This window comes from Pseudomonas sp. E1MeOHC2, assembly GCF_058745025.1.
Map to the genome: position 1 here is coordinate 1973684 of NZ_CP196675.1, position 21482 is coordinate 1995165.

Sequence of the window (21482 nt, forward strand, 5' to 3'; positions counted from 1 at the left end):
ATCATTGTATGGATTGCCATGGGCGAACAGCCTCTAGCATCGAAGGCCCGACAAACGAGATCACCCTCATGACAGCCTTATCCCCCGCGACGGCCCACGGCACTGCCGCGCCCCCTGTACCGGCTCAGCAGCAACTTGTCATCGGCAAACTGCCCACCTGGGTAGCGACTGCCGAGCCGGCGACTCATCAACGCTTGCGCGCCGCCATCACGTCCCTCCCCGCCTGGTTTGAGCAGGCCTACCCGCAAAGCCCCGAGGTCGCTCGTGCACTCGCCCAGGACTACGCCTTGCACCGGGAGTACGAAGCCAAGGTGGCGGCATTACTCGCACCCTTGCCAGAGCTGGAAACGTTCGCCAATGAAAAACTCGCGCCAGCATTCAAGCAGCGTTTCGGCCTGGACCTGAACCTGTCCCGAACCTACCTGTTCAACGCCAGCAAAGCCGCTGAATACAAGCTGCACCTTGAGGGGGACGTCATTGTTGCGGGCCAGCGTGCGCTGAAACTGGCCACCCAATCACTGCTGCGCAGCGCCATGCAGAACTTCGAGGCTTCGGAAGCGCAACCCGGGGGGCTGGACGCCAAGGGCCTGCAGGCGGTCATCCTCGACAGCAATGAATTCATATTCGTTACCGCGACCGGCAACCCAGTGCCGATCGTGCCCGACCAATTCGCAGCGCTTTCTCGTGAACTGGACATCGGTGGCCAATATCAGGCACTGATCGATGCGGCCTACACGTCCAGTGCACAGGGCATGCTGAAAAATGCCGAACAATCTGCGTTCCGCGTTCATACCCATCTGGCTTTCCTGCAAAAAGCCATCAGCAAAGGCATGTACGACGCACTCTTGACCCTGTCGGTGAGCAGCAAGGCCGACTACCAGGGCAGCCCTTTGCACTGCAACTTCATGACCCTTTGGAAACGCCAGCTTAGCGGGGCCTTGATCATTGGCGTACCGCCCTACAGGGGGGCGGTGGTGAGCTATCTGCCTGGCTCGCCGACGCCAATGAAGGAATATGCATCGGTCAAGTCGCTGCTGGCAGACCTGCCACGACAACTGCTGAAGCTCGATGCATGGCAGTTACGGCGCCTGGTACCGGCCCGCCATCAGGACGAAGTGTTGGAGAAACTGCGCGAGCATTTGCGTCCGCAGAAGTGGAACCCGACAAAGGGTCAGCTTGAGTCGCTGGAGAACCCAACGGCAGAGATCCCAACAGGCGTGTTCTATTTCAAACAGCCATTTCTCGATGAACTGGTCGCGCAGAAGATGTCACGCCTCAAGGATGATGCGCTGTTTCATGCCGTCTCCACCGCAGAGGAAGATCAGAAAACCGCTAAAAAGCGCAAAGCCTACTTCACCCAGAAGACCTTCGAGGCGCTCAATGTCGCTGCGTTTTTCGTACCGGGCCTGGGTGAGATCATGATGGGGGTGACCGTCGCCCAACTTGGCTTCGAGATTTTCGATGGCCTGGAAAGCTGGGCCAACGATGACCGTGAGCAAGCCCTGGGATATCTGCTGGACGTGGCAGAGAACGTGGCACTGATCACCGCGCTGGGGGCGGCGGGCGTCGAAACCGGAACACCTGCAGTGGAACGGATCCCCGTGGAAACACCGTCGTTCATCGAGGAGCTCAAACCGGTCGAGATGCCCAACGGCGAGCGGCGCCTGTGGCACCCCGACCTCGCCCCCTTTGCCCACGATGTCGTGCTGCCATCCGGGTTGCAGCCTGACGAGTTCGGGCTGTATCACTATCAGGGCAAAACCTGGCTGGCCCTCGAAGACAAGGTGTACGCCGTCAAGCAATCGGTGCAAAACGGCGAGTACAGGCTCGAACACCCCACCCACAGCGACCGCTACCCGCCCATCGTGCGTCACAACGGTGCCGGCACCTGGCAACATGAACTGGACCAGCCGCTGGAATGGCAAGGGCACACCCTGATCCAGCGCCTGGGCGAACGCAGCGCCACGCTCAGCGCAACCACCGCGCAACGCATCCTGCTGGTCAGCGGTACACCCGAAGCCGTCCTGCGGCGCATGTTCAGCGACAACCTTCGCCCCCCGGCACTGCTTGAAGATACCTTGCAGCGCTTCACGCTCGACCAGCAAGTGACTGCCGAACTACCCTCGGCGGATGCCGCCATGCGTGCCAAGGTATTCGAAACCCGCTATCAGGCACTTTCCTCCCCTGCACAGGGCTCCACCCAGGCAATCCGACAAGCGTATCCGAAAATCCCGGCCACGGTAGCCGAAGAGGTCGCCGGCCAGGCCACTGCCGACGAACTGCTGCAACTCAAAACAGGCAAAGTGCCCTTGCGTGTGGCGGAAGAAATTCGCATTTATCAGCAACAGGTCCGCCTGCAACGGGCATACGAAGGCCTGTACCTGGAGTCGGTGCGCAACCCCAATAGCGACATGCTGATCCTGCATAGCCTTGAGCGCCTGCCCGGCTGGTCGGTCGACGTGCGTATCGAGGTTCGCGACAACCGATTCGGCGGGGTGCAGCTGGACGCTATCGGCCCTGAAGACGCACCGATTCGCAAGGTACTGACCCGCCACGGCGATGGCTATGAGGTTTTCGATCACGACGGGCAGAGCCTGCATGGGCGCGACAACCTCTACGCAGCGGTTCTGCATGCATTGTCCGACACCTACCGTGCGCAGCTTGGCTTCCCCGGCACCTGGGACGGGCCGAAACTCAAGTCCAGGCTCCAGGAAGGCCCGCTACTGCCGCGGGCGGCCCTGCGCCAGCTGCTGAAAATGCAGCCCGCGAAGGCCGGTCGCCATTCACCCATGCGCCTGGCCAACGGCCGCATCGGCTACCCCTTGAGCGGCAGGGGTGCGACCAGCGGGTACATCCTCAGGGAGACCTTGCTCGACATGATTCGCTGGCTCGAACTGCCCCGCGAAGCGGAGTCGGCCGAACACATACTCGACGCACTGGAAGCGAGCGGGCTTACCCGTCAACAGATTCACACCCGCCTTGGCGAACTGCTGGCGGAGCGCACGGCGCTGGATGCGGGCCTCACCCGTTGGGGCCAGGCGTCCAGCGCGCTTGCCGACCTTCAAAGACGTGAGGCCAGCCGCAGCCGGATTCAGGATGCACTCTGGCAGCACTGGCTCGCCAACAGCCTGCCGGAGATCGGTCGTACCGCCGCACCACTGCGCCTTGAGCAGGTGCTGCTGATCGATTTCCCCGCGCAGTTGCCCGACGTTTTTCTGCAACGTGTGGATCGGCTTGAGCTGATCGACGTCCAGATCAGCGGCCATCCTGACAGCTTCCCCCAGCAGTTGGCCGACGCGCAGAACATGGAAAGGTTCTATCGACACTTCCCTCGAATCACAGCGCTTGAAATAAGTCGCACAGCGGCGAATACAGCTGCGCCCGGCTTGCACGTAGTCAGCCTTTATCGGCTCGCTGCATACTTTCCAAGGCTTCGTGAACTGAGGCTGCTGAACCACAACCTTACAATCACATCACTGGAAATGGACTCGCTACGCCAGTTTCCCGCGCTGGAGTACCTCGACCTGAGCGGTAACCGCATGGGCTTCCTGAGCGGGCGAAACTTGCTCCAAGGCATGTCCCTGCGCTTTCTGGGGCTTGACCGGGTGGGCCTGGATGCATGGCCCGAATGGCTGGACGACGAAACCGTCGCTGCCCTGCAGCACCTGTCACTGCGGGGTAACCACCTTTCAGGCGCACCCGACACGCTCTTGAACGATACCCGGATGGCTCCACCCCATACCTTGGTTTCCCTGCAGGGCAATTTCATGCCTTTCAGGGCCATCATGCAAACCCAACTGCGCGACAACCGGGTGGGCGGGCGCTTCAGCTTCGAGATCGATGTAACGCCGTCCATTCAAAACATCATCGACAATCACGTGCGCCAGTACAACGAACTGCGCGAGGCCCTCGACAACTGGGCACACGCGTCCAGTTCGACAGCCCCACTGAGCGAGCCTACCAGCCGTGCCAGGTCGCTGATCGGTGACAGGCTGCTGGCGCATCTGCGCACCCTGCAAATGGGCGAGTCCTTCGCGCCGCTGATGCTCGACGGGGTTGACCTGGTTGATTTCCCTCCTCACCTGCCGGGCAGCTACTTCACCCAGATCCACAACCTGCACCTGGCACGCGTAACCTGTACGGCGCAGCAACTGGAGCGGTTCCTCAGCCAGTTTCGGATACTGGGCGGGCTCACCCTGGAAGCACTCACCCCACCGCTGGAACGCATACCCGAGGCGCTGACGGCGCTACCCGGCCTGCAGCGGTTCAGCCTGTATGACCAGGGCATGCGCGTGGACCAACAGGCAATGAATGTCTTTGCCCGCATACGCAGCCTCAGCGCATTGCACTTGGACGGTAACCGCATTGGCGAGATCGACGACGTGGCAGCGCTCTCTGCCCATTTGCGCTCGCTATCGCTGGCCGACACGGGCCTGCAGGCCTGGCCTGAGTGGGTAGAGGGGCTGTTCCCGCTCAACCTGCTGGACCTCGACAACAACCACATTACCGAGCTGCCGGACAACATCCTCTACAACCCACGCAACGACCATGGGCACACGGAAATTTCCCTGTTTGGCAACCCGTTGAGCGAAGACACCCAGTACCGCGCCCACACCTCCGAGCGGCACGGGCGCGCCTATTCATTCAATATGGACCTGCCGGATTCGATCGCAAACGACCAGTGGCGCGAGCGGCACAGCTCGGACTCGTCGTCCGAGCAGGGCTCCGGAAGCGATAGCGAAGGCTTTGACGGTACCGAATCCGACAGCGACGGACATGTCCACAGCCCTCCCCAGCCCTTCCCTCAGGGTGCTCCGGACATTGAGCAATGGCTGCTGGGTAGCGTCGAAGAAAACGAAGCTCATCGCAGCACGTGGCAAGCACTGGTGGAGGCCGATGATGCTCAAGACCTGCTGGCGCTGACCGGACGCCTGACAGACTCCGCCCCTTATCGAACCAGCCGCACACGTGCCGACTTCGCGGCCAGGGTCTGGCATGTACTGGAAATCGCCGCCGCCAGCACTGAACAGCGCCTGCTGTTCAATGTGATCGCTCAAGAGGCTGTGCAGACGTGTGCAGATGGTGCGTGGCTGCTGTTCAGCCAGATGGAGATTCGTGTTTTCACTGATCAGGCATTGCGTGACATACCCGCGCAATCGCGTGGCTCGGCGCTTTACCGCCTGACCCTGCGACTCTATCGCCTGCAGGCGCTGGACGACATTGCCCGCACACAGGCCGGCTCACGCGACGAGGCGGAGGTCCGGTTGGCCTACCGCCTGCGCTTGACGCGTGAACTGGATTTGCCACTGCCGCCCAGCAGCATGCTGTTCCAGGGCGTGGCTGGCCTGCGCAGGGGCGAGCTGGACCAAGCCTTGGCTCAAGTTCAGCAGGGTGAGCATGGCGAACCCCTCATGCGCTATGCCGCCGAACGGGATTTTTGGGTCGATTACTTGAAAGAGGCTCACGCCGAGCGTTTCGCGGCGCTTGAGCAGGACTACCAGAACCGCGTCCTGGCTGTCACCGACCAACATCCTGGGCAAACGATCGAGCAGTTGCAGCCGGTGTACGACCGTCTTGAACAAGAGCATCGGCAAAACGTCGCTCGCCTGGTACGCGAGCTGACACTTGCAGCCAGTCACGACTATGCGTGAGAGGCCGAGCGCGCCGCCTGAGTAAGCGAGAAGTCGGCCCCACCTGCGCGGTGTTCACTTGGATTACCGCGCAGGCGCTAGGCTGCAGCCTAACGACCGTAGCGTTCCCTGCCCCATGCCAGCACCTGCGCCAGCAACTGGCTCAACACGGCTTGGGTCGGCTGTGCATAGTCCTCACGGTAAGCGAAGGGCTCCGTTTCGTCCATGTACGTGCTCTGCGCCAGCTCCAACTGCACGGCGTGGATGTGATTGGCCGGATCACCGTAATGACGGGTGATATGGCCACCCTTGAAGCGTCCGTTCAGCACATGGCTGTAACCCTGCGCCTGCGCACAAACGCCACGCAGCCGCTCGGCCAGCTCGGCATCGCAACTGGCGCCGTTGAAGGTGCCCAGGTTGAAGTCCGGCAGTTTGCCCTCGAACAGGTGCGGGATCTGCGAGCGGATCGAGTGGGCATCCCACAGCAAGGCGTAACCGAATTCTTCGCGCAGGCGCGCCAACTCACGCTGGATCGTCTGGTGATACGGCCGCCAGATCTGTTCCAAGTAGTGCTTGCGCTCATCGGCGGACGGCGCCTTGCCTGGCTTGAACAGCGGCTCACCCTCGAACAGGGTGGCTGGATAGAGCCCCGTGGTGGCGCCTGCATAAAGCGGCTTGTCGTCATCCGGGCGGTTCAGGTCGATGACGAACCGTGAATACTCCGCCGCCACCACGCTGGCGCCCAGCTCACGGGCGAAATCGTACAGACGCGGGATGTGCCAGTCGGTGTCGGGCAGGCTCTGCGCCTGGTCTACCAGGCCCTCGCGCACAGCCTGGGTCAGACCGAGCCCGGCGTGGGGCATGCTGATCAGCAGGGGCAGGCGGCCTTGGTGAAAACTCAGTACCTTGTCCATTACGCCTCGCTCAATTGGAAATTTCATGGCCCTTGCGCACCACGCGCTTGGGCAGGTCGCCGCCCAGCCAGTAGGCCAAGTCGGCGGGGCGTTCGATCTGCCAGGCGACGAAGTCGGCCACCTTGCCGGCTGCCAGCGAACCGTGGCTGTCGCCCAGGCCAAGCGCCGTGGCGGCATGGGTGGTAACCCCAGCCAACGCTTCTTCGGGAGTCATGCGGAACAATGTGCAACCCATGTTCAGCATCAGGCGCAGCGACAGCCCTGGCGAGGTGCCGGGGTTGAGGTCACTGGCCAGAGCAATTTTCACCCCGTGGCGGCGCAAGGCCTCCATCGGCGGCAACTGGGTCTCGCGCAGGAAGTAGAAAGCGCCCGGCAGCAGCACCGCGACAGTACCTGCCGCAGCCATGGCAATGGCGTCTTCCTCGGTCATGAATTCCAGGTGGTCGGCCGACAGCGCCTGGTAGCGCGCCGCCAGGCTGGAGCCGTGCAACGACGACAGCTGTTCGGCATGCAGTTTTACCGGCAGGCCCAGCTCATGCGCCTTGATGAACACCCGCTCGACTTGGGCCGGGGAGAACGCCAGGTGTTCGCAGAACGCATCCACCGCATCCACCAAGCCTTCTGCGGCCAGGGCAGGCAGCATCTCATCGCAGATATGCGCGATGTAGTCGTCGGCCCGGCCGGCGTACTCCGGCGGCAGGGCGTGGGCGGCCAGGCAAGTGGCACGCACGGCAACGGGCAACTCATCGGCCAGGCGCCGGGCCACGCGCAGCATCTTGCGCTCATTGGCCAGGTCCAGGCCGTAGCCGGACTTGACCTCGAGCGTGGTCACGCCGTCGCGCATCAGCGCCTGGACCCGCTGGCGGGCACTGGCGAACAGCTCATCCTCGCTGGCCGCGCGGGTCGCCCGCACGGTGCTGGCGATGCCCCCGCCTTGCGCGGCGATTTCGGCATAGCTCACGCCTTGCAGGCGCTGCTCGAACTCACCGCTGCGGTTGCCACCAAACACGGCGTGGGTGTGGCAGTCAATCAGGCCGGGGGTGACCCAGGCGTTGCCCAGGTCCACCGTACGATCAGCCTCGACCGACCGCAGCTCGCTGCGTGGGCCGATCCATTCGATCAGCCCGCCACGGGTGACGATCGCTGCGTCCTCGATGATCGAGTAGCGGCCGTCAACCATGGTTGCCACATGGCAGTGCTGCCAGAGGGTTCTCATATGCAATCTCCTGTACTAGCGATGCAGCTCGGCCTGTGCCTGCGCCGCCTTGCCCTGACCCGCCCGCGGCTTGCACCACAGCAGGTAGGACGCGACCAGGAACACCACCCAGACCACACCGACCAGCAAGGCGGCCTGGGTGTCAGGGAAGTAACCGAGCACGCCAAAGATGAACACCATGAACGCGATGGCCATGGCCGGGCCATAGGGCCAGAACGGTACCGGGAACTGCAGCTGGGCGGCTTCTTCGCGGCTCATGCTGCGGCGCATGGCAACCTGGGTGACCAGAATCATCAGCCATACCCACACGGTGGCGAAGGTGGCGATCGAGGCGATCAGCAGGAACACGTTTTCCGGGATCAGGTAATTGAGCAGCACGCCGATCAGCAACGCCGCGCCCATGACCACCACGGTCATCCATGGCACGCCGTGCCGGGACAGCTTGCTGAAACCGCGCGGGGCGTGGCCTTGCTGAGCCAGGCCATACATCATGCGGCCTGCGCCGAAGATGTCGCTGTTGATGGCCGAAATCGCAGCGGAAATCACCACCACGTTGAGCACTGCCGCCGCCGAGCCGATCCCCAGGTTGCTGAATATCTGTACGAACGGGCTGCCCTCGCTGCCGATTTGCGGCCACGGATACAGGCACATCAGCACGAACAGGGTCAGCACGTAGAACAGCAGGATACGCAGCGGCACCGCGTTGATCGCTTTAGGAATGACGCGCTGCGGGTCCTTGGCCTCACCGGCGGTCACACCGATGATTTCGATACCGCCAAAGGCGAACATGACCACCGCGAAGGAGGCGATCAGGCCGCTGACACCGTTAGGCATGAAGCCGCCGTGCTCGACCAGGTTGCTCAACCCGACAGCATGCCCGGTACCCACCTGGCTGAAGCCGAAGGCCATGATGCCGAGGCCGGCGAGGATCATCGCGACGATGGCGCCAACTTTGAGCAGTGACAGCCAGAACTCCATTTCGCCGAACACTTTGACGTTGCACAGGTTCAGGCCGCCGATCAGGAAGACGATGCCCAGCACCCAGATCCAGCGGGCCACTTCGGGGAACCAAAAGCCCATGTAGATCCCGAAGGCGGTCACGTCGGCGATGGCGACGATGACCATTTCGAAGGCGTAGGTCCAGCCGAGGATGAAGCCGGCCATGGGGCCGAGGTAGGTCGTGGCGTAGTGGCCGAACGAGCCGGCGACCGGGTTGTGCACGGCCATCTCGCCGAGGGCGCGCATGACCATGAACACGGCGGCGCCGCCAATCAGGTAGGCCAACAGCACGGCCGGGCCGGCCATCTGGATGGCCGAGGCGGAACCGTAGAAAAGCCCGGTACCGATAGCGGAGCCGAGCGCCATGAAACGGATGTGCCGGGCCGATAGCCCGCGCTTGAGACCTTGAGCTTGTTGCATGTCACGTCCTAATTTTGTTTTTGTGGTCGTGAGATCGAGGGGGCTGCTGTGCAGCCCACTCGCGGGGCAAGCCCGCGCCCACAGGAACGACACAGGTCTGAAATCTGTGGGGCTGCTGTGGGAGCGGGCTCGTCCCGCGAATGGGCCGCAAAGCGGCCCCAAGGCATTACAGGCTAGGCAGAACCCCAGCCGGCAGCAGCCCGGTCAGGCTACCCTTGGCCAGTAGCTCGACGGCCTTCTCGATATCCGGCGCAAAGAACCGGTCGCGGTCATAGTGCGGCACTTCGCTGCGCAGCGCCTGACGCGCCTGCTCCAGCTTGGCCGAGGTCTTCAGCCCTTTGCGCAGGTCCAGGCCCTGGCAGGCACCCAGCCATTCGATGGCCAGCACGCCACGGGTGTTCTCGGCCATTTCCCACAAGCGCTTGCCGGCGGCCGGGGCCATCGACACGTGGTCTTCCTGGTTGGCCGAGGTGGGCAGGCTGTCGACGCTGTGGGGGTGCGACAGGGCCTTGTTCTCGCTGGCCAGCGCGGCAGCGGTCACCTGGGCGATCATGAAGCCGGAGTTGACCCCACCGTTTTCCACCAGGAACGGCGGCAGTTGGGACATGTGCTTGTCCATCATCAACGAAATGCGGCGCTCGCTCAGCGAGCCGATTTCGGCGATGGCCAAGGCCAGGTTGTCAGCAGCCATGGCCACAGGTTCGGCGTGGAAGTTGCCCCCCGAGATCACATCGCCTTCGGCAGCGAACACCAGCGGGTTGTCCGACACGGCGTTGGCTTCGATGCCCAGCACTTCGGCGGCCTGGCGCAGTTGGGTCAGGCAGGCGCCCATGACCTGCGGCTGGCAGCGCAACGAGTACGGGTCCTGGACCTTGTCGCAGTTTTTGTGCGATTGCGAGACTTCGCTGGTTTCACCCAGCAGGTCGCGGAAGCACGCGGCGGTGTCGATCTGGCCACGCTGGCCACGCACGGCATGCACTCGTGCATCGAACGGCGAACGCGAGCCCAGCGCCGCTTCCACGGTCAGGCCACCGCAAGCAATGGCGGCGGCGTACAGGTCTTCGGCGTAGAACAGACCGCGCAAGGCGTAGGCCGAAGACGCCTGGGTGCCGTTGAGCAGCGCCAGGCCCTCTTTGGCGGCCAGGGTCAGCGGCTCTAGGCCAGCAATGGCCAGGGCTTCGGTGGCCGACAGCCACTGGCCCTTGTAACGCGCCTTGCCTTCGCCGAGCAGTACCAGCGACATGTGCGCCAGCGGTGCCAGGTCGCCGGAAGCGCCGACCGAGCCTTTGAGCGGAATGTGTGGGTAGACTTCGGCGTTGACCAGGGCGATCAGCGCGTCGATCACCTTGCGGCGGATGCCGGAGAAACCACGGCTGAGGCTGTTGATCTTGAGCACCATGATCAAGCGCACCAGGTCGTCGTCCAGCGGCGCACCGATACCGGCGGCGTGGGACAGCACCAGCGAGCGCTGCAGGTTTTCAAGGTCGTGGCTGGCAATGCGGGTCGAGGCCAGCAGGCCGAAACCGGTGTTGATGCCGTAGGCGGTACGGTCTTCGGCAAGAATCTGTTCGACGCAGGCAACGCTGTCGTTGATCGGCTGGTCGGCGCTGGCATCCAGGCGCAGGCGCACGGGTGCAGCGTGGATCGCGCGCAGCTGGGCCAGGGTCAGGGTGCCAGGCTTGAGGGTCAGTTCGGTCACTTCGCTACTCCATTCTGTCGGGGCCCGCGGGCCCCTTCTTGTTGTTCAGTATCTCTCAAAGTGCAGCGATCAGCCCGTGATCATTGGCAGGTCGAGGCCTTGCTCTTTGGCGCAATCGACGGCGATGTCGTAACCGGCGTCGGCGTGGCGCATGACGCCAGTGCCTGGGTCGTTGGTCAGCACGCGGGCGATGCGCTCGGCGGCTTCATCGGTACCGTCGCAGACGATGACCATGCCCGAGTGCTGCGAGAAGCCCATGCCGACGCCGCCGCCGTGGTGCAGCGAAACCCAGGTGGCGCCGCTGGCGGTGTTGAGCAGGGCGTTGAGCAGCGGCCAGTCGGAGACGGCGTCGGAGCCGTCACGCATGGCTTCGGTTTCGCGGTTGGGGCTCGATACCGAACCGGAGTCCAGGTGGTCGCGGCCGATCACGATCGGCGCCGACAGCTCGCCGCTGCGGACCATTTCGTTGAACGCCAGGCCCAGCTTGGCGCGAAGGCCCAGGCCAACCCAGCAGATACGCGCCGGCAGGCCCTGGAAGCTGATGCGCTCGCGGGCCATGTCCAGCCAGCGGTGCAGGTGGGCGTCGTCGGGGATCAGCTCTTTGACCTTGGCGTCGGTCTTGTAGATGTCATCGGCTTCGCCAGACAGCGCAGCCCAGCGGAACGGGCCTACGCCACGGCAGAACAGCGGGCGAATGTAGGCCGGTACGAAGCCTGGGAAGTCGAAGGCGTTGGCCACGCCCTCTTCCTTGGCCATCTGGCGAATGTTATTGCCGTAGTCGAAGGTCGGGATGCCCTGCTTCTGGAAGTCGAGCATGGCCTGCACGTGCACGGCCATGGACTGCTTGGCGGCCTTGACCACTGCAGCCGGCTCGGTCTGCGCGCGGTCGCGGTACTGCTCCCAGGTCCAGCCGGCTGGCAGGTAGCCGTTGAGCGGGTCGTGGGCGCTGGTCTGGTCGGTGACCATGTCCGGGCGCACGCCACGCTTGACCAGCTCCGGCAGGATTTCAGCGGCGTTGCCGTGCAGGGCGATGGAGATAGCCTTGCCTTCGGCGGTGTACTTGGCAATGCGCACCAGCGCATCGTCGAGGTCGGTGGCCTGCTCGTCGACGTAGCGGGTTTCGAGGCGGAAATCGATGCGGCTCTGCTGGCATTCGATGTTCAGCGAGCAGGCGCCGGCCAGGGTTGCGGCCAGTGGCTGAGCGCCGCCCATGCCGCCGAGGCCTGCGGTCAGTACCCACTTGCCTTTGAGGCTGCCACCGTAGTGCTGGCGGCCGGCCTCGACGAAGGTTTCATAGGTGCCCTGGACGATGCCCTGGCTGCCGATGTAGATCCAGCTGCCGGCGGTCATCTGGCCGTACATGGCCAGGCCCTTGGCATCCAGTTCGTTGAAGTGTTCCCAGTTGGCCCAGTGCGGCACCAGGTTGGAGTTGGCGATCAGTACGCGGGGGGCGTTGCTGTGGGTCTTGAACACGCCGACCGGCTTGCCCGACTGCACCAGCAGGGTTTCGTCGTCTTCCAGGCGGGTAAGGGTTTCGACGATCTTGTCGTAGCAGGCCCAGTTGCGGGCAGCACGGCCGATACCACCGTAGACCACCAGCTCTTTCGGGTTTTCCGCGACCTGCGGATCGAGGTTGTTCATCAGCATGCGCAGCGGCGCTTCGGTCAGCCAGCTTTTGGCGGTCAGCTTGTTGCCACGTGGGGCACGGATTTCAACGTCACGGTATTTGTTGTTGTCGGTCACGGGAAGGGTCCTCTGCGGTCGTCCGCGGGCAGGTGTGTCGTGGCCAATATACAAACACACCTTTACTTGTATGTACAAGCATGGACAACCAAAATATTTTCCTTCCTCAAATGCAAAGGGGCCGCTATGCGGCCCCCTGTTTCACAACAATGAGATTAGTGCGCAGTCAGCTCGATCAGGCAGAACCGCCCCTGAATATCCAACCCCAACAGCGCCTCGTTACCTTCCAGCCGCAGGCAGTCATACAACCCCAATCGCTGAGTCTCACGCCCCGCCATAGCCACCTCGACCTGGCTGCTGGCCGCGAAAATCAACACCGTCGACGCCGAACTGAACAGCCGGCTGGTGCCATCGAACCACTGCAACCGTGCCCGATAGCGCTGCGGCGAATAGATCAGGTTGAAATCACGAATCGCCCCGCCCAGCAGGTTGCAACTGACCTGGCTCTCGCCGGCAAACGCGAAAGCATCGAACGGCAACAGCGGCCGACTGGCCTGGCCATCGACCAGCAGGCGCATGCCATCGCCCTGCAGCACCGTGATGATCCGCTGGTAGCCGGCGAACAACGAGAAACCGCCTGATTCTTCGATGTCGGCAATCGACAGACGCCAGCCGAATCCCTCCAGCCCCTCGCCACTGTCACGGGTGATTTCCTCGGTGAAGCCGCCACCGTTCTTCCACGGCATGCGCGGGTAGTCCTGCGCACGCAACAACTTCAACTGGCTCATTTGCTGAAACGTCCTTCCAGGCGATGACGGGAACCGGGGTGGATCAACCGCGCGGCAGTCACCGGCTGGCGACCGGACCAGGTGCGGCGGCGAATCAGCAGGCAGGGCTCGCCCCGCTCGATTTGCAGCAGCTGGCACTCGTGCGGCTCGGCCAGAATCGCCTCGACCACGTGTTCACCCTCGGTCAATGGCGCAACCTGGGACAAGTAGGCGTAAGGCGTCTGCCGGGTGAAGTCCTGCTTGAGGTAATCGGGTGCGATCGCCGCGTTGACGTAGCGGTCCTCGATTTGCACCGGGATGCCATTTTCGTAATGCACGATCAGCGAATGGAACACCCGCTGCCCTTCGCGCATGTCCAGCGCCAGCGCACGCTCGGAGCCGGCCGCTTCCTCGGCGAGGGTGACTACCTGGCAGCTATGCTGGTGGCCACGGCCGGCGATCTCGTCGGCGATGTTGTTGACTTCGAACAGCGCCGAGCGGCTCTTGGGTTCGGCGACGAACGTACCGACCCCTTGCATGCGCACCAGCAAACCTTCGGCGGTGAGCTCACGCAGGGCGCGGTTGATGGTCATGCGGCTGAAGCCCAGCTGGCTGACCAGTTCGCTCTCCGAGGGCACCCGGTGATGGGGCGGCCAGCTGCCGTTGTCGATGTGCTGGATGATCATCTGTTTGACCCGCGCGTACAGCGGCGCCGGGCCCTCGCCCATCTGGGCAACCAGCGCGGAGACAGGAGGTGTCGGCACGGCGTTGGATCCTTGTGCGATTGAATGAGCGGTAGCTTGCCGCAGTTTACCCGGCAGGCAAACGCCTGTATATGTATATACAAGTTAACAATAACAGGATTTCACCGATGTCCGCCTACTTCGCCGAACGCGCCCTGCTGCCCAATGGCTGGGCCTGCAATGTCCGAATCGAGGTCGCCAGCGACGGCAACGTGACCCGCATCGAGCCCGATGCTTCGGCCGAAGGCGCCGAGCGGTTGGCCGGGCCGCTGCTGCCCGGCATGCCCAACCTGCACTCGCATGCCTTCCAGCGCGCAATGGCGGGGCTGGCGGAAGTGGCGGGCAACCCCAACGACAGTTTCTGGACCTGGCGTGACCTGATGTATCGCCTGGTGGGCCAGATCACACCCGAGCAACTGCAGGTCATCGCCCGCCAGCTGTACATCGAGATGCTCAAGGCCGGCTATACCTCGGTCGCCGAATTCCACTATGTGCACCACGACCAGGCAGGCAAGGCCTACGCCGACCCCGCCGAGCTGTCCCGGCGCATCAGCGCGGCGGCCGCCAGCAGCGGCATTGGCCTGACCCTGCTGCCCGTGCTGTACAGCCATGCCGGGTTTGGCGGCCAGGCACCAAACGACGGGCAACGGCGGTTCATCAACTCCACCGAGCAGTACCTGCGCCTGCAGGAACAACTCGCGCCGCTGCTGGCCGCGCAGCCGGCACAGCAATTGGGCCTGTGCTTCCACTCGTTGCGCGCGGTCACCCCAGGGCAGATCGCCCGTGTGCTGGAGGCCGGCAACCCGCACAGCCCGATCCACATCCACATTGCCGAACAACAGAAGGAAGTTGACGACTGCCTGGCCTGGAGCGGCCGACGCCCGCTGCAGTGGCTGTACGAGCATGTCGCGGTGGACGCGCGCTGGTGCCTGGTACACGCCACCCACGCCGCCCCCGATGAAGTCACCGCCATGGCCCGCAGTGGCGCGGTGGCCGGGTTGTGCCTGACCACCGAGGCCAACCTGGGCGACGGCATTTTCCCAGCGGTGGATTACCTGGCTCAGGGTGGGCGCATGGGCATTGGCTCGGACAGCCATGTGTCGCTCAGCGTGGTGGAAGAGCTGCGTTGGCTGGAGTATGGCCAGCGGCTACGCGATCAGCGCCGCAACCGGCTGTACCGAGGCGACCAACCGATGGTCGGGCGCACGCTGTATGACGCGGCCTTGAGCGGCGGTGCCCAGGCGCTCGGGCAAGCCGTCGGCGAGCTGGCGGTGGGCAAGCGGGCCGACTGGCTGGTACTCGATGGGCAGGACCCGTACATCGCAATGGCAGACGGCGATGCCATTCTCAACCGCTGGTTGTTCGCTGGCGGGGACCGCCAGGTGCGCGATGTGATGGTCAACGGGCAGTGGGTCGTGCGCCAAGGGCGGCATGCGCAGGAAGCGGAAAGCGCGCGGGCGTTCGTTGAAGTGCTGCGCCAATTGCTGAGTTGATGGTAGGAGCAGCCTTGTGCTGCTCCTTACACCGACAGCCTGAACGCCATCAATGAGACTTGACGATCTGCTGGTCAGACGTGCGCCAGATCAGCCGATTGGTGTCGTAGCCCTGCTGCCGTGCCTTGGACAGCAAGTTCTCGCGCTGCCAGGCCGGCAGGCTTGGTGTGCGTGACAGAATCCACAGGTACTTGCGGTCCGGGCTGCCGACGATCGCGGTGTGATAGCGCTCGTCCACGTACAGAATCCAGTATTCGCCCTTGGCCACGCCCGGCACCAGTCGGGTGAACCAGTTGTCGAACTCGACCCATAGCTTGTCGGTATGCCCCGGCTCCTGGATGCCGGCATGCCCTTCTGCGCGCAACCATTCGTCACCGATCGTGCGGCAGCGATTGAGCACACCGAACGTACCGTCTGGCTTGAGGTTGTAGTGCGCCTCGGATTGCTCGCAGCCTTGCTGGTAACGCATCGGCAGGCGCGCCAACTCGTACCATTTGCCCTGGTAGCGCTTGAGGTCGACATTGCCGGCGGTTTTCGGCGTCAGCGGATCATGGGCGGAGCTGGCGCAGCCGCCCAGCAACATGACCAGGCATAACCCCAGCAGCAGGTGCAGACGCCTCATTTGAGGCCCTGCCCTGAATACATCAGCACCTTGTCAGCCGCGTATTGCACGCTGATAAAGCTCTTTTCATCCCCCCAGGTACAGCTGCTCATGCCCAGCGCGCCGGAGCACTCGGCAGGCGTGCCGAGCAGTTGCTCGACCTCAGCCTTGTTCATGCCGGCCTTGAGCTTGGAATAGTTTTCCTGGTTGATCTTGCTGCACGCGGTCAAAACGACGCACAAGGACAACAGGGCGAGGGAACGCAACGACATGAAGGACACTCCTGGACAGGGGATACAGGCGAGTGGCCTGCAGTGACCTTCGACGGGAAAATCCCTCCCTGGTTCCCTGCCCTACCCCCTTTCCACCTACACCATTGGTCGGGTGGCCAAAGGCGGCAAAAAAAAACCGCCCCTGCTGCAGGGGCGGTTTTTTGTCATGACAGGATTGCGTGGCAAACCTGTGAATCTCAGAACCTGGACCCAGGCTCCAGCAAAAAGTCCATCTCTTCACTGGTGCTCGGCCGCTCCAGCATCAGATTGCGGTGCGGGAAGCGCCCGAACCGGGCAATCACCCGCTGATGTTGCTCGGCATAGTCGAGGAACCCCTCGAACAAGCGCCGATGGGCCTCGGGCTGCTCGTCCAGCAGATCCTGGTAACGCTCGACGCACAGGTTCTGCCAGTCCAGCACCTCGGCATGCTCCAGCACCAGCAGCACGAACACCCGCTGGATCGGCAGCAACTGGTAATCCCAGTCCTTCTGCAGCCCCTGCATGGCCACCACCTGGGCACGCCGGTCACCCTCGAAGGCGCGCGGCGTGTCGCGGTAGATCATGCGCGGCAGCTGGTCCAGCAAAAGCAGCAGGCCGAGCCAGCCTTGCGGGCTCTGTTGCCAGTCCTCGAGCCCGCCCGCCAGGGCATGCTCGACCAGGTCGCCAAACAGCGCCTGGGCCTCGGCATCGTGATGCTTGCCGAACCACAGCGCGCTCTTGTCGTCGGCCACAGCCTGGGGGCTTGTGCCCCAACCGAACCACCACTCCAGCAACGGCTGCCAAGGTGCGAGCATGACTTACTCCTTGTGATAGGCGGTGACGCGCTCGACCTCTTCCTTCGAGCCCAGGATGACCGACACGCGCTCGTGCAGGCTCTGTGGCTTGATGTCGAGGATGCGATCGTAACCGTTGGTGGAGGCGCCGCCAGCCTGTTCGATGATGAACGACATCGGGTTGGCTTCGTACATCAGGCGCAGCTTGCCCGGTTTGCTCGGGTCGCGAGCGTCGCGCGGGTACATGAACAGGCCGCCACGGGTCAGGATGCGGTGCACGTCGGCCACCATCGAGGCGATCCAGCGCATGTTGTAGTTCTTTTTCAGCGGACCGGTTTCACCGGCCAGCAGCTCGTCGACGTAGCGCTGCACCGGGGCTTCCCAGTGGCGCTGGTTGGACATGTTGATGGCGAACTCGGCGGTGGTTGCCGGAACCTGGATGTTTTCGTGGGTCAGGACGAAACTGCCCAGTTCGCGGTCCAGGGTGAAGCCCTTGACGCCATTGCCCAGGGTCAGGATCAGCATGGTCTGCGGGCCGTAGATGGCATAACCGGCGGCGACCTGCTCGGTGCCTGGCTGCAGGAAGGCTTCTTCGTTGAGGCTTTCGTTCTGGCTCAGGTACTGGTTAGGGCAACGCAGCACCGAGAAGATGGTGCCGACCGAGACGTTGACGTCGATGTTCGACGAACCGTCCAGCGGGTCGAAGACCAGCAGGTACGCGCCTTTAGGGTACTTGCCCGGGATCTGGTAGGCGTTGTCCATTTCTTCGGACGCCATGCCTGCCAGGTGGCCGCCCCACTCGTTGGCCTCCAGCAGGATATCGTTGGAAATCACGTCCAGCTTCTTCTGGACTTCGCCCTGCACGTTTTCAGTGCCCATGCTGCCCAGCACACCACCGAGGGCGCCTTTGGACACGTGATGGCTGATTTCCTTGCACGCACGCGCCACCACTTCGATCAGGAAGCGCAGATCGGCAGGGGTATTGTTGCTGCGGGTCTGCTCAATCAGATAGCGACTCAGGGTAACGCGGGACATGTATGGCTCCGAACGGATTGGGGGAATGAAAAACCCCCGCAGTTTACAGGGAGAGTGGCGGGCTAGCGAGTAATGAGACTCGCCACGGGTCTCAGACGGCACAATAGGTCGGTAGTTCAGCCTTTGCCAGGCCGACTGTCGACTGGGGCCGCTGTGCGGCCCCGGCACGTCAATCCAGTGCCTTCCAGATCTCGCCCGCATACTCCCGAATGGTCCGGTCCGACGAGAACCAGCCCATCCGCGCGGTGTTCAGCACCGCCATCCGCCACCATTCCTGCGGCGAGTGCCACAGCTCCTCGACGCGCCGCTGGGCATCCCAGTAGGCGTCGAAATCGGCGCACACCAGGAAGCGGTCATAAGCCACCAGCCCATCGATCAACCCGGCATAGCGCGAAGGATCATCGGGCGAGAACACCCCACTGCGAATCGACTGAAGCACGTCACTCAAACGGCTCGACTCGGCAATCGCCGCACTGGCGCCAAAGTCCCCGGCTCGCCGCCGCGCCTCGACCTGCTGCGCCGTCAGGCCAAAGATGAACATGTTGTCGGCTCCGACGTGTTCGCACATCTCCACGTTGGCGCCGTCCAGCGTGCCGATGGTCAGTGCACCGTTGAGGCCGAACTTCATGTTGCTGGTGCCCGAAGCCTCGTAACCGGCCGTGGAGATCTGCTCGGACAGGTCCGCCGCCGGGATGATGCTTTCCGCCAGGCTGACGTTGTAGTTGGGCAGGAACACCACCTTGAGCAGGCCGCGCACAGTCGGGTCGTTGTTCACCACACGGGCGATGTCGTTGGCCAGCTTGATGATCAGCTTGGCCTGGTGGTAACTGGCAGCGGCCTTGCCGGCGAAGATCTTCACCCGCGGTACCCAGTTGGTGCCTGGGTCGTTGCGCATGGCCTGATACAGGGCCACGGTATGCAGCAGGTTGAGCAGTTGACGCTTGTATTCGTGAATGCGCTTGACCTGCACATCGAACAGCGCCTCGGGGTTCACGGTAACGCCGATACGGTCCTGGATGATGCCGGCCAGGGCGCGCTTGCTGTGCAGGCGCTGGGCGGCGAACTGCTTGCGGAAACTGCTCTTGTCGGCAAATGGCACGAGGTTGGCCAGCAGCCCTTCAGGGTCGTCCTTGAGCTCCGGCCCAAGCGCCTCGACCAGCATTTCGGTCAACTGCGGATTGGACTGGAACAGCCACCGCCGGAAGGTGATGCCGTTGGTCTTGTTGTTGATGCGCTGCGGGTAGAGCTTGTGCAGCTCGGCGAACACCGTGCTTTTCATCAACTGGCTGTGCAGCGCCGACACACCGTTGACGCTGTGCGAGCCCAGAAACGCCAGGTTGCCCATGCGCACCCGACGGCCATTGTCTTCTTCGATCAGCGACACCGCCCGCAGTACGTCGAAGTCGTGCAGCCCTTTCGCACGCAGGGCGTCGATATGGTGGGCGTTGATCAGGTAGATGATCTGCATGTGCCGCGGCAGCATGCGCTCCATCAGCGCCACGGGCCAGGTCTCCAGCGCCTCTGGCAACAAGGTGTGGTTGGTGTAGGCCAGGGTGCCGACGGTCAGCTCCCACGCGGTGTCCCACGGGACTTCATGCTGGTCGACCAGCAACCGCATCAATTCTGCGACGGCGATCGAGGGGTGGGTATCGTTGAGCTGGATGGCGGCGGCATCAGGCAGATTGAGCAGGTTGTCATGCATGTTCAGGTGGCGGCGCAGCAAATCTTGCAGCGAGGCCGACACAAAGAAGTACTCCTGGCGCAGACGCAGCTCTTGCCCGGCCTCTGTGCTGTCGGCCGGGTACAGCACGCGCGAGATACTCTCGGCGCGCGCCACCTCGGCGACCGCACCGAGGTGGTCGCCGGCATTGAAGCGCTCCAGGTGCAGCTCTTCAAGGGCCCGGGCACGCCACAGGCGCAAGGTATTGACGCTGGCGCCACGCCAGCCGACCACCGGCGTGTCATAGGCCACCGCCCGTACCGTCTCGCCGGGCCACCAGACCTGCCGCTGCTGGCCATGGGTGTCCTGCACTGTTTCGACGCTGCCACCAAAACTGATCGGGTAGATCACCTCGGCCCGCTCGAACTCCCAGGGGTTGCCAAAATCCAGCCAGTTCTCGGTCTGTTCCTGTTGCCAGCCATCGACCACCGCCTGGCGAAACAGGCCGTGTTCATAGCGAATGCCGTAGCCGTGGGCGGCAATACCGAGGGTTGACATGCTTTCCATGAAGCACGCTGCCAGCCGCCCCAGGCCGCCGTTGCCCAGCGCCGCATCCGGCTCCAGCAGGCGAATACGCTCCAGGTCGACATCCAGCCCATCGAGAGCCTCGCGGGCGATGTCCAGCAAGCCGAGGTTGCTCAGGCTGTCGTACAGCAACCGCCCGATGAGAAATTCCAGGGAAAGGTAATACACCCGCTTCTGACTGCGCCGGTAGGCCTGACGGGTGTGGTCCATCCAGTGATCAACCATGTGATCACGCGCCGCCAGGGCAATGGCTTCGAACCAGTCATGGTCGAAGGCATGCTCGGGGTCCTTGCCGACCGCGTAGGTCAGCTTATCCAGCACAGCGGCGCGAAAATCGGCCACCTCGGCGTCACGTGCTTTGGGTTCCTGGGACATGCTGCATCCTCGGGCAAGTTGACGAATACGGAGGGAGAGTGATGAGACTAGACCCTTCGACAGGGACTGACCGTTCCTGTTCGCAGTTTTCATGCCTGAAGAAGGAATCAGGCAAAAGGTTGTTCACAAATTGAACAACTCCGGTATGATCGCGCGCCCCAAGACCGTGATTCACCCCCATAACGATGAAAACGACCCTGATCGCCGCCGCCGAAGTCGACCGCCTGGAGACTTGGCAGCGCTATGCCAGCCACATGTGCGGTGGCTGCCACTCGACCTGTTGCACCCTGCCGGTGGAGGTGAAGATCAAGGATCTGATCCGCATCGGCGTGGTAGATGAGTTCGAAAAAGACGAACCGCCGAAAAACGTCGCCAAACGCCTGCAGAAGGAAGGCATCATCGAGCGCTTCAACCAGAAGTCGGGGATCTTCACCCTGACCCGGATGAGCAACGATGACTGCATGTACCTGGATCGTAAGAGCCGGCTGTGCACCATTTATGACAAGCGCCCGGACACCTGTCGCAATCACCCTAAGGTCGGGCCGCGGCCGGGGTATTGTGCTTACAAGCCCAAGGTGGTTGGGCGTTGATGGCGCTTTGCATTTGAGATTTTTGGG

The 21482-nt window shown here is 63.1% G+C and carries 15 protein-coding genes; 3 read left to right on the plus strand and 12 right to left on the minus strand.

Annotation, left to right across the window (positions count from 1 at the left end; all coding sequences use genetic code 11):
- The first annotated feature begins 68 nt into the window (after positions 1–68).
- On the plus strand, positions 69–5651 hold the full coding sequence (locus ACSSU5_RS08815; protein ID WP_492561015.1) for an NEL-type E3 ubiquitin ligase domain-containing protein: 5583 nt from the start codon (positions 69–71) through the stop codon (positions 5649–5651).
- Positions 5652–5740: 89 nt separating this feature from the next.
- On the opposite strand, the gene hutG is transcribed toward ACSSU5_RS08815, so the two are convergent.
- The 7 genes from hutG to hutC all read right to left on the minus strand — a co-directional run bounded on the left by hutG (position 5741) and on the right by hutC (position 14056).
- Positions 5741–6544: an N-formylglutamate deformylase gene (hutG, locus tag ACSSU5_RS08820; protein ID WP_492561016.1), complete on the minus strand. Its 804-nt coding sequence runs from the start codon at positions 6542–6544 to the stop codon at positions 5741–5743.
- Between the two features lie 10 nt (positions 6545–6554).
- On the minus strand, positions 6555–7760 hold the full coding sequence (gene hutI, locus ACSSU5_RS08825) for an imidazolonepropionase (RefSeq protein WP_264311239.1): 1206 nt from the start codon (positions 7758–7760) through the stop codon (positions 6555–6557).
- Positions 7761–7775: 15 nt separating this feature from the next.
- A complete protein-coding gene (locus ACSSU5_RS08830) occupies positions 7776–9179 on the minus strand; it encodes an amino acid permease (RefSeq protein WP_264311238.1) in 1404 nt (467 codons plus the stop codon).
- 166 nt (positions 9180–9345) lie between these two features.
- Positions 9346–10878, minus strand: a complete 1533-nt coding sequence (gene hutH / locus ACSSU5_RS08835) for a histidine ammonia-lyase (protein WP_264311237.1) — start codon at positions 10876–10878, stop codon at positions 9346–9348.
- 69 nt (positions 10879–10947) lie between these two features.
- The gene (gene hutU, locus ACSSU5_RS08840; protein ID WP_264311236.1) at positions 10948–12621 is read right to left on the minus strand and encodes a urocanate hydratase; all 1674 of its coding nucleotides are present in this window, start codon (positions 12619–12621) and stop codon (positions 10948–10950) included.
- A gap of 155 nt (positions 12622–12776) precedes the next feature.
- Positions 12777–13349, minus strand: a complete 573-nt coding sequence (locus ACSSU5_RS08845) for a HutD/Ves family protein (protein WP_264311235.1) — start codon at positions 13347–13349, stop codon at positions 12777–12779.
- On the minus strand, positions 13346–14056 hold the full coding sequence (gene hutC / locus ACSSU5_RS08850) for a histidine utilization transcriptional repressor HutC (RefSeq protein WP_264314006.1): 711 nt from the start codon (positions 14054–14056) through the stop codon (positions 13346–13348). The genes ACSSU5_RS08845 and hutC overlap by 4 nt, the downstream gene beginning before the upstream one ends.
- Positions 14057–14199: 143 nt before the next feature.
- Between hutC and ACSSU5_RS08855 the strand changes: the two genes are divergently transcribed.
- Positions 14200–15564 (plus strand): formimidoylglutamate deiminase, encoded by a 1365-nt coding sequence (locus tag ACSSU5_RS08855; protein ID WP_492561017.1) that lies wholly within the window; start codon positions 14200–14202, stop codon positions 15562–15564.
- Positions 15565–15613: 49 nt separating this feature from the next.
- Here the strand turns inward: ACSSU5_RS08855 and ACSSU5_RS08860 are convergent, their stop codons facing one another.
- The 5 genes from ACSSU5_RS08860 to ACSSU5_RS08880 form a co-directional block, all read right to left on the minus strand.
- Entirely contained in the window at positions 15614–16186 is a 573-nt protein-coding gene (locus ACSSU5_RS08860; protein ID WP_492561018.1) for a lipocalin family protein, read from the minus strand.
- On the minus strand, positions 16183–16437 hold the full coding sequence (gene bamE, locus ACSSU5_RS08865; RefSeq protein WP_008094623.1) for an outer membrane protein assembly factor BamE domain-containing protein: 255 nt from the start codon (positions 16435–16437) through the stop codon (positions 16183–16185). Before bamE ends, ACSSU5_RS08860 begins: the two co-directional genes overlap by 4 nt.
- A 197-nt stretch (positions 16438–16634) precedes the next feature.
- On the minus strand, positions 16635–17231 hold the full coding sequence (locus tag ACSSU5_RS08870) for a DUF924 family protein (protein WP_264311232.1): 597 nt from the start codon (positions 17229–17231) through the stop codon (positions 16635–16637).
- A gap of 3 nt (positions 17232–17234) precedes the next feature.
- Positions 17235–18245: a class 1 fructose-bisphosphatase gene (locus tag ACSSU5_RS08875; protein WP_264311231.1), complete on the minus strand. Its 1011-nt coding sequence runs from the start codon at positions 18243–18245 to the stop codon at positions 17235–17237.
- A gap of 169 nt (positions 18246–18414) precedes the next feature.
- Positions 18415–20865: a glycogen/starch/alpha-glucan phosphorylase gene (locus ACSSU5_RS08880; RefSeq protein ID WP_492561019.1), complete on the minus strand. Its 2451-nt coding sequence runs from the start codon at positions 20863–20865 to the stop codon at positions 18415–18417.
- 185 nt (positions 20866–21050) lie between these two features.
- Between ACSSU5_RS08880 and ACSSU5_RS08885 the strand changes: the two genes are divergently transcribed.
- On the plus strand, positions 21051–21455 hold the full coding sequence (locus ACSSU5_RS08885; RefSeq protein ID WP_016712459.1) for a YkgJ family cysteine cluster protein: 405 nt from the start codon (positions 21051–21053) through the stop codon (positions 21453–21455).
- The last annotated feature ends 27 nt before the right edge of the window (positions 21456–21482 follow it).

What these genes read in the sequence shown, in the direction of transcription:
- hutG (WP_492561016.1), bottom strand. Translation starts at nt 6,544, where the DNA reads ATGGACAAGGTACTGAGTTTTCACCAAGGCCGCCTGCCCCTGCTGATC.
- ACSSU5_RS08845 (WP_264311235.1), bottom strand. Translation starts at nt 13,349, where the DNA reads ATGAGCCAGTTGAAGTTGTTGCGTGCGCAGGACTACCCGCGCATGCCG.
- ACSSU5_RS08880 (WP_492561019.1), bottom strand. Translation starts at nt 20,865, where the DNA reads ATGTCCCAGGAACCCAAAGCACGTGACGCCGAGGTGGCCGATTTTCGC.
- hutC (WP_264314006.1), bottom strand. Translation starts at nt 14,056, where the DNA reads ATGGGCGAGGGCCCGGCGCCGCTGTACGCGCGGGTCAAACAGATGATC.
- hutI (WP_264311239.1), bottom strand. Translation starts at nt 7,760, where the DNA reads ATGAGAACCCTCTGGCAGCACTGCCATGTGGCAACCATGGTTGACGGC.
- ACSSU5_RS08855 (WP_492561017.1), top strand. Translation starts at nt 14,200, where the DNA reads ATGTCCGCCTACTTCGCCGAACGCGCCCTGCTGCCCAATGGCTGGGCC.
- ACSSU5_RS08860 (WP_492561018.1), bottom strand. Translation starts at nt 16,186, where the DNA reads ATGAGGCGTCTGCACCTGCTGCTGGGGTTATGCCTGGTCATGTTGCTG.
- ACSSU5_RS08815 (WP_492561015.1), top strand. Translation starts at nt 69, where the DNA reads ATGACAGCCTTATCCCCCGCGACGGCCCACGGCACTGCCGCGCCCCCT.
- ACSSU5_RS08885 (WP_016712459.1), top strand. Translation starts at nt 21,051, where the DNA reads ATGAAAACGACCCTGATCGCCGCCGCCGAAGTCGACCGCCTGGAGACT.
- ACSSU5_RS08870 (WP_264311232.1), bottom strand. Translation starts at nt 17,231, where the DNA reads ATGCTCGCACCTTGGCAGCCGTTGCTGGAGTGGTGGTTCGGTTGGGGC.
- ACSSU5_RS08830 (WP_264311238.1), bottom strand. Translation starts at nt 9,179, where the DNA reads ATGCAACAAGCTCAAGGTCTCAAGCGCGGGCTATCGGCCCGGCACATC.
- bamE (WP_008094623.1), bottom strand. Translation starts at nt 16,437, where the DNA reads ATGTCGTTGCGTTCCCTCGCCCTGTTGTCCTTGTGCGTCGTTTTGACC.
- ACSSU5_RS08875 (WP_264311231.1), bottom strand. Translation starts at nt 18,245, where the DNA reads ATGTCCCGCGTTACCCTGAGTCGCTATCTGATTGAGCAGACCCGCAGC.